Below are 6,833 nucleotides of genomic sequence, written 5' to 3'. Positions count from 1 at the left end.
CACCAGCCACATTGAAATAGCGCAACGCGACCCATTTAACCCCGTCAGCTTGATCGGACCAGTTCATGATTTTTTCCATCATCAACTTTGATTCGCCATAAGGGTTAATCGGGTTTTGCGGATCGGTTTCCTTAATCGGAATATGCACTGGATTGCCATAAGTTGCGGCGGTTGATGAAAAGACGATTTGCTTGACGTCATGTGCTTTCATCACTTCCAACAACGTAATCATGCCACTAGTATTGTTGTCAAAATATTTCAGCGGGTTTGCTACTGACTCTGGCACAATTGAAAAGGCTGCAAAATGAACCACTTGTTCAATGTTTTCTTTATCAAACACTGCCGACAATGCTGCCTTATCACGAATGTCCACCTGATAAAATGTCGCTGCTGGATTAACTGCTGCGCGGTGTCCAGTGAACAAGGCGTCCACAACCACTACGTCGCGTCCTGCTTCAACCAACCGTTTCACCATGTGTGAGCCAATATATCCTGCACCACCAAGTACTAATACTGCCATAATTATAAACGTATCTACCTTATGTGGTAGATACATCCCCTTTCTTGAGTATCTTATCTTAAATTATACTACAACTCACGCCATTTAAATTCTGCTTCGGCACTAACCGTATCTCCCATCATAATACGGTGACGTGTTTCGCCATCACCTAAAACGACTTGTGATAAAATCGTATGTCCCAAACGAATTTCATTTTCAAATTTCAAGTTAATATGCGTCACTTCATGCGTCATCAAATATTCTGGTGACAAGACATCCTGCATCCATTCAAAGTACTTTGAATTATTAACATGTTGATTGGCATCAATATCCAAATAACGTACATGATAATCATTTTCAATGACGGTATCATCACCCGTTATTTTAATTGGATTGGGAATACGAGGGACTTGTTTAACGCGTTCTGCGTCGTATTTATCAACAATTTCTTGTGGCAAACGTGCCATACGACGATTTTTAATATCAAGCATCGTCCAAATTGATGACACTTTAATAATTTCATCACCTGATTCATCAAAAAATATAAAAGGTCGTCGTACAAAAAATGGATTGTATTCAGCGGCATAGGTTTGAATACGCATTAATTCACCCACCTTAGGTCGCCTTTTAATCGTAACTTCATACTGCAAAATGACCCAACCTAGTCCCATTGCCAAATGATAATCTTGACCAACCCCAAGTTCGTCACTTTGATTTTTAGATGCCAAAACCGCTAAATTCAAAATCATTGGTAGTGACAACTTTTGTGTCGTGTCTGCCTCATAATATTCAACACGACGTTCTATTTCATATTTTTTCATTTTAATTTATCCCATGATAATCTGCATAAACGGCTTGACGATCTAGTTCGCGCTCTTTAGCAACTTGTTTAATAGCTGCATTTGGTCGAAGTCCTTTTTCAATCAGTGCGTCAACAGCTTCTCTGACTGATAATGTGGTTTCTGACGTTTCTGCAACAACAGCCCCATCAAAGCCATCTATCATGACAACGAATTCACCGCGAATCTCATTTTCTTGCGCCCAAGCCACTAATTCAGAAACTGTTCCCCGTAAAAATTCTTCATAACGCTTTGTTAATTCACGCGCTAAAACCAATTTTCGATCTGATCCCATTATTTTTTGAATATTGACAAGCGTTTGCTTTAAACGATGGGGGGCTTCATAAAAAATGATCGTGTCTTTCATTGTGGATAACTGCTGTAATTCAGCTAATTGTTCACTGTTTTTACGTTTCAAAAAACCGTAAAAATAAAAAGGTTGTGGTACTAGACCACTGGCAATTAAAGCAGTTACCCCAGCAGTGGCACCCGGAATTGGCACGACTGGAATCGATGATGCGACAGCAGCAGCCACTAATTCCTTACCAGGATCTGAAATTGATGGCATACCAGCATCGCTAACCTGCGCTACATTCATGCCATTTTGCAAATCAGCCACTATATTGGGAATTTTAGCTTGCCAATTATGTTCATGAAAACTGGTCTGCGGTGTTTCAATACCAAAATGGTTCAACAACTGCTGTGTATGTCGTGTATCTTCGGCCGCAATCAAATCAACATCCCGCAACGTATCCAGTGCTCGCACCGAAATATCACCCAAATTGCCAATTGGCGTTGGCACGAGATAAAGTGTGCCATAAACTTGTGACCCAAAACTTTTTTGTTGTTGCATACTATTCTCCCAACGCAATCGTAACCTCTAAAGCCATTTTTTCAAGACGTGCTTGCAAGGATATATTGATTTTTCGTAACTTATCATCAGCAAATATAGCTTCTGCTGCGTGCACTAACTGTCTGACATGATAATGCTTAGCCAGTGTTTTATAAAAACCTATTAGACTGGGAAACCTCAAGTTCTCGTCAGCAGTGGCGGAATATACCACCATATCTCTTGCTAATTCTCGCAACCACTTCATAAACATTTTTTGTTGTAAATCAGTTGTGATTTGACTAATCAACGTGGTTTGAACATACGCAAAAGCTTCAATTTTACGTTGCATCATCAACTCAAACCACTTAAATAACAACATTTGTGTGTTTTTCTGCCAACTATCATCGATGTCGTTTGTATCAACTAAAGATATTTCAGGATTCAAATGAACAATTTGGGCCCGAGACTGAATTGTTGGCAATACATCTTGCAAATTGTTCGTCAGTAGTAAAATAAGTTGTGGTCCGGCGGGCTCCTCAATAAACTTGAGCAGCGAGTTGGCGGCACTAGCCGTCATCGTTTCCACAGCATCTAAAATAAACACTTTTTTCGGACTTTCCAGCGTGGTAGTCACGAATTCAGGTGTCAAGTCGCGCACTTGTGCTACTTTTAAAGTAGCTCCTTCTTCTTTAGGCGCCACCAAATGAACATCGGGATGTTCATTTTCGTTAATGCGTAATGCATTACGATCAGTGGCACCAACGACTTGCCAAGCCAAATAACGCGAAAAGGCCAGTCTCGTCGACTGGCTTGATCCAACAAATAAGTATAAATGGCTTAATTGACCATTGCTCAGCAACTCATTAAAATGAGTAGCTTGTGTTGGGTAAGTTTGCTGTGCAGTTGTGGCAAAATCAGGCAACATTAAAACTGATAGAAGGATTCAATCTCTTGCGTAAATACTGTTGCGCCACCAACTTCCACTTCAATTGGATAGGCGCCTACATGATCTCCACCAGCATCTAAACTAATTGGTGGTACCATGAATTGCTTACGTTTTTGTGATACATCTTTGATAATATCAAGAACCTCTTGTACCCGATCAGCCTCAATGGCAATCATAAACGTTGTATTACCTGATCGTAAGAAGCCACCAGAAGTTGAAAGGCGTGTAGCTCGAACATTGGCTTTAACAAAAGCGTTACTCAATTTTGTTGTATCTTTGTCTTGTACAATTGCAGTTATAAGTTTCATGATTTGTCCTCCAGAACTTGGTTAATAAGTTCACGCGTATCGTGCACCACTTTATCTAATGGTTGTGTTGCATCGACTATTTTAATTCTATCAGAAAATTCACTTTGAAGTTTTAAATAAGTTTGGCGAACCTTTTGATGAAAGGCTAAACTTTCTTTATCTAAACGATCAATTTTTCCTTTACGGTTAGCTGTTACACGTGCCAAACCTAGTTCTGAGGGGACGTCTAGATAGATTGTTAAATCAGGCAACAAACCATCAATCGCAAATTGATTAATCTGCCAAATTTTTTCAACACCCAAGTCTCGCCCGCCACCCTGATAAGCTAATGAACTGTCAACATAACGATCAGAAATTACCACTTTTCCAGCCGCCAAAGCCGGTTGGATAATCTCGACCAAGTGTTGTCGACGTGCAGCGGCATAAAGTAAAGCTTCTGTACGCTTCTCTAGACCATTGTCATCTTCCGGCTGTAAAATTGCTCTAATGGCCTCAGAAATTGGATTACCACCAGGTTCACGTGTTGTGACAAGCTTGTCTCCTAGTTTTGGTTGCAATTCTGCAATGAGAATATTCAGTACCGTGGTCTTACCAGCCCCTTCAGGACCTTCAAATGAAATAAATAGTGGTTTTGACATTGGTGTTCCTTTTTAATACTATCTTAGTGATTATTTTTTCAAATTCGATCAGATTTGAGTACATGCGTCTGCATATGACCAACCGTCTTACGACGTCGTGCCTCACGATACAAGTAATTAAACTTAGCACGTGCCAAAGCGGTTTGAGCCTGAATCAAACGAAAATTGACCTGTCCATCCAACAATGCTTCTTCAGAATTTTTAGCCGTATCCCAATCAATTTTAGCCTTATCGATTTGAAAGACCAACGCTTGATCATATTCAGCACGTAAACGTCGCTTCTTTTTACCAAATATCATAGTTTTGTCCGTCCTTGAACTGCTTTTATTAGGGTCAATTCATCTGCATAATCAATATCAGAACCCACTGCCAAGCCGTGTGCCAACCGCGTTACTGTCAATCCAGCAGGCTTCAATAAACGAGCCAAATACATGGCCGTTGCCTCACCTTCAGCGTTTGCGTTAGTGCCGACAATCACTTCTTTTATTTCTTCATGTTCAGATAAGCGTCTAATTAAGCTTGGTAAATTAATATCTTCTGGTCCAGTACCAGCACTTGGCGAAATGACACCATTTAGCACATGATACAAGCCATGATAGTCACGGGTATTTTCCATAGCCATCACATCACGAGAATTTTCAACAACAAAGACAGTTGATTGGTCGCGCGATTCATCACGACAAATAACACAAGGGTTAATGTCTTTTTCTGTAATGTTACCACACACTGAACAAAAAGTGAGATCATTTTTGGCTGAAAGTAAGGATTTGGAAAAATCAGTTACATCCGCCTCACTCATACCCAGTGTATAAAATGCCAATCGTGTCGCAGTTTTGACACCCACGCCAGGTAACTTGGCATAACTATCAATTAATTTTGCAATAGGTTCTGGATACTGCATATACTCATAACGTTAAGCGTCAGAAACGTTTAACGTGTTCCTTCCTAAATTAATTAGTCCACAATGTTCACAAGGTCTTCACCAAACAGTGACTGGGCTTGCTTGACAATTTCTGGCGTATCGTTTACGACTGCTACTGTATCGTCTTGTTCAACAGGTATCTTTTCAACGTTTGCTTTGACAACTGGTATATCACTCAATTTTACAGTAATTTTTTCACCACCACGCAAACGCGACACATACGCTGCGCGATCAATTTTCCACTCGTCTTTAGAAATCAAAACCAGCGAAAATGGCAAGTTGCTTTCGGATAACTGCTGCACTAACTGTGCTTGTAGTTCGGCATCTTGCAAAGCTTCAGCCAGTAGGGCAGGATAATCAAATGCTAATACAATCGCCTCATCACTTGCTGCCACTGGCTTCGCAATCGTCAAAAACGCCTGCTTGGCTACATCAAATTGTTGCTGTAGTTCTGGCCAAAGTTGCGTAGCACTAGTGAGCGTCTCGCGACGCGCCACACTCAAAACAGCAAATACTGCTTCTTGTCCTGTACGAGCACTTAACTTTTTATTACTGGCGACCGGCTGTGAAACTGGTTCAGGATCGACATTAGCTATTTTTTCCTGTGTCAGGGCTGATTGTTGTGTGTCACTTTGTGTATCGTTATTTGTTGATTTTACAGGTGATGACGAAGGCTTCGTGATTGGAGATGACATATCGTCAACGGTCATTGACGGAGAAACAGATGGCTCTGCTTCTGACGAATGTTTAGGCGTTGCCAAGGACTGCGAATGATTGATTTTAGAAGATGTTGGCGTTGATTCTGACCCAGCTAGGCTAAGTTTAACTGTTAAGAGTTCGAGGTAGACATCACTTTGCATTGTCTGCAATAACTCTTTTTGCGTCTCATCAAGTGCAAGCATCATAATTTGAATTCGCTGTTGCCCTATTTTTTGATTTAACTGCTTTAGTAGCTCAACTGAAGCTGTGGTCTTAATCAAGTTGGGCGCTATTGGCGACAGCATTACGTCCCGTAAGAGACCTATCATATCAGCTACAAAACGCTGTGCGTCTTTGCCGTCAAGTAATATCATATGCAACGTCTGCAAGGCATTTCTAGTATCGCCCTCACTAACCTGTTGTAAAAACGATAACAATGCTTCTGTTGTGGTTGATCCTGTAACTTGTAAGGCATTCTCAACGGTGACTTTATCACTACCATACGCAATCACTTGATCCAAAATAGACAAAGCATCACGCATACCACCTTCAGCGGCATTTGCAATCACGCGTAACGCATCTTGATCATATTCTACAGACTGCTTATCAAGTATCGCTGCCATACGCGTTTGAATTGTTGTATCATCAATCCTCTTAAAATCAAACCGCTGTGTTCTCGACAAAATCGTTGCAGGAATTTTTTGTGGTTCTGTTGTCGCAAGAATAAATTTAACATTAGCGGGTGGTTCTTCAAGTGTCTTGAGTAGGGCATTAAATGCACCAGTTGACAACATATGCACTTCATCAATAATATAAATTTTGTATTGTGCCTCAATTGGCGCGTAATTAGCACTATCGCGAATATTGCGAATTTCGTCAACACCATTGTTAGAGGCAGCATCAATTTCAATAATATCTGGAATTTGAGTTTCGTCGGTATCTGGCGAAATACCATTTACTTCACGAGCAAAAATTTTAGCAGCTGATGTTTTACCAGTTCCTCTTGGACCACTAAATAAATAGGCATGCCCTGTTTGATGAGCTTCAATTGCGTTTTTAAGCGTTTGCGTAATTACTTCTTGGCCTACCATATCGTCAAATGTACGTGGTCGATAAACACGATATAGTGCCTGATATGCCATGATAATAC

9 protein-coding genes are annotated in these 6,833 nt (G+C 40.6%); all 9 read right to left on the bottom strand.

The window, feature by feature from the left end; translation table 11 throughout:
* On the bottom strand, nt 1-520 hold a 520-nt coding region (locus IEU65_RS08770), incomplete at its 3' end, for an NAD-dependent epimerase/dehydratase family protein (protein ID WP_188352245.1).
* Nucleotides 521-588: 68 nt separating this feature from the next.
* Nucleotides 589-1,320 carry an acyl-[acyl-carrier-protein] thioesterase gene (locus IEU65_RS08765; RefSeq protein ID WP_010292710.1) on the bottom strand — a complete coding sequence of 244 codons (732 nt, stop codon included), beginning with the start codon at nt 1,318-1,320 and terminating at the stop codon, nt 589-591.
* Between the two features lies 1 nt (nt 1,321).
* Complete coding sequence (rsmI, locus tag IEU65_RS08760; RefSeq protein ID WP_010292712.1) at nt 1,322-2,191, bottom strand: 16S rRNA (cytidine(1402)-2'-O)-methyltransferase; 870 nt, start codon at nt 2,189-2,191, stop codon at nt 1,322-1,324.
* A gap of 1 nt (nt 2,192) precedes the next feature.
* The gene (locus tag IEU65_RS08755) at nt 2,193-3,095 is read right to left on the bottom strand and encodes a DNA polymerase III delta subunit-related protein (protein WP_010292714.1); all 903 of its coding nucleotides are present in this window, start codon (nt 3,093-3,095) and stop codon (nt 2,193-2,195) included.
* Entirely contained in the window at nt 3,095-3,424 is a 330-nt protein-coding gene (darA, locus tag IEU65_RS08750; RefSeq protein ID WP_004912736.1) for a cyclic di-AMP receptor DarA, read from the bottom strand. The genes IEU65_RS08755 and darA overlap by 1 nt, the downstream gene beginning before the upstream one ends.
* Nucleotides 3,421-4,062 (bottom strand): dTMP kinase, encoded by a 642-nt coding sequence (tmk, locus tag IEU65_RS08745; RefSeq protein WP_010292717.1) that lies wholly within the window; start codon nt 4,060-4,062, stop codon nt 3,421-3,423. The genes darA and tmk overlap by 4 nt, the downstream gene beginning before the upstream one ends.
* A gap of 38 nt (nt 4,063-4,100) precedes the next feature.
* On the bottom strand, nt 4,101-4,361 hold the full coding sequence (locus IEU65_RS08740; protein WP_004912743.1) for a YaaL family protein: 261 nt from the start codon (nt 4,359-4,361) through the stop codon (nt 4,101-4,103).
* A complete protein-coding gene (gene recR / locus IEU65_RS08735; protein ID WP_010292719.1) occupies nt 4,358-4,963 on the bottom strand; it encodes a recombination mediator RecR in 606 nt (201 codons plus the stop codon). Before recR ends, IEU65_RS08740 begins: the two co-directional genes overlap by 4 nt.
* 53 nt (nt 4,964-5,016) lie before the next feature.
* Complete coding sequence (gene dnaX, locus IEU65_RS08730) at nt 5,017-6,825, bottom strand: DNA polymerase III subunit gamma/tau (RefSeq protein ID WP_010292722.1); 1,809 nt, start codon at nt 6,823-6,825, stop codon at nt 5,017-5,019.
* Nucleotides 6,826-6,833: the final 8 nt, after the last annotated feature.

The sequence above is a fragment of the Leuconostoc pseudomesenteroides KCTC 3652 genome, assembly GCF_014634745.1.
Taxonomy (GTDB): domain Bacteria; phylum Bacillota; class Bacilli; order Lactobacillales; family Lactobacillaceae; genus Leuconostoc; species Leuconostoc pseudomesenteroides.
The sequence above is the reverse complement of the archived record's forward strand: the minus strand, read 5'-3'. Positions and strand labels throughout refer to the sequence as shown.